Here is a 1,753-nt window from a genome sequence, read left to right as displayed (position 1 = left end):
GAACGCACACAGCTGATAAACCGCATAGTGCACAAACTCCCCATAACGTCTATACTCCTGCGTCTCATATTCTTTTTCGTCCGCTGGCTCGCTTTCCTCAATGTCAGGCGTTTCAAGCATTTCTGGCGTTTCAATGTTTTGTTCCTCTAAATCTTGCAACTTTGGCAGAGCAATGTTGTATTCGTCCACCACCTGCTCGCCGTCTGTGTCCTCGTTAGCAGAGAGCGGTGCGGGCAGTTCGCCCAATATAAACGGAGCATAGCTAGCAGTGTCAGCCGTAAAAAATACGGAGCTAACACGTCTGTCAATATTGTCGTCCTTTCTTTCCGTCAACCCAACTATATAGTATAGAATATGCTTTGCTCTAGTCACGGCAACGTAAGTTTCATTCAATATACCCAGCTCCCGCAGGGCATCCTCCCTGCCAGCGGCTACAATATACTCGTCTGACGAATAGCTTTCCGTATTTTTAGTGCGCCAACGGATAAGTTTCGGAGTTTTTGATATGAAATACTTATCTTGATTGCTCCTCTTAAAGGGCGTGTTAATATCAAATAAGATTACCACTGGGAACTCCAGCCCCTTTGAGCCGTGCAATGTCATAATAGTTAATTCGTTAGCATTGCCAGAGTTAGCTGCAGATGCTCCCGCTGCTAGGTCGCTGAGCATCTGACTAAACGCAAGCGGGTTAGTTTGTGAGGGCAAATTCACAGCTATAATATCAATCAGTGCAGTTAGATTAGGGTCGTTGGCAAAACGCTCAAAGAATGAAAACTTGCCATCAAGCCGCAAAATATAGTCGTATATGGGCAGTCGTTTCTCTTTATAACGCGCTAGTCTGCTGTCCAGCTCCCCTTTTAATGCGTTATATACCGACTTATCGCCCAAAATGCCGCTGGGGGCTATGCTCGGCTCAGCAAATAGATAATTAGCAAGTGCCAGTTCATCATTTAACGATATATACCTTAATAGGTTGTCAAGGGCTATGTATGGGGCGGAGTCGCTTAACTTTTCAGAAAAGGCTAACGATGCACCGATTTTAATGCCTGCAAGCAGATTCTTTACGTCTGCCCCAGTCTTGCGCTTTTTCACTAAAATAGCCACGTCTTTATACGCCCAGCCAGCCTGTTGCAACTCTTTTAGTATATTTTCAAGTCGCTTGAATCTAGCAGCAAACACATCGGCGGTTTTATCCCCTTTATCCCCTTCGGCGTATAAGGCAACGTAGCCGTTATTGGGGCTAACAGCACTTTGCTTATTAAAATCAAACTTCACATCTTTAGACAATAACAGGTTATTCTGTCCCTCTAAGAATAATTTGTTTGTGAAATCCACAATCTGCGGGTCACTGCGGTAGTTATCCGCCAGTTCATGCTCGTCAATCATCTGCCTAGTGCTATATTCCGCCACAACGTTGCTAAAATGTTCGGGGTCGCTCCCACGAAACCTATATATGGTCTGCTTGGGGTCGCCTACGCAGAAGAAACTGCCCATCTTATCGTGCTGTCCTATACCAGACATAGCCTGCTCCACTAAGGGCTTTAATAGTTGCCACTGAATATCAGACGTGTCTTGAAACTCATCTATAAATATATGTTCCAGTCTGCCGTCTAGCCTGAAATACAGATACTCTGCACTATCAAAGCCATCTTGGTTCAACATCTGATAAACAGCATAGGTGACGTCGTTAAAGCTAAGTTCCCCTAACTGCCGTTTGCGCTCATCAACAGCGTTTTGCACCTTGTCAGCTACG

General features: G+C 45.1%; 1 protein-coding gene. It reads right to left on the bottom strand.

Translation table 11 applies throughout. The annotated features are described in order from the left end of the window. A partial coding sequence (locus AC1MDJ_RS07680) for a UvrD-helicase domain-containing protein (RefSeq protein ID WP_479690336.1) occupies positions 1-1,753 on the bottom strand: 1,753 nt, incomplete at both ends.

This window comes from Candidatus Termitispirillum reticulitermitis (assembly GCF_054655775.1).
Note: the sequence above shows the minus strand (reverse complement) of the source record. Positions and strands in the feature narration are given on the sequence as shown.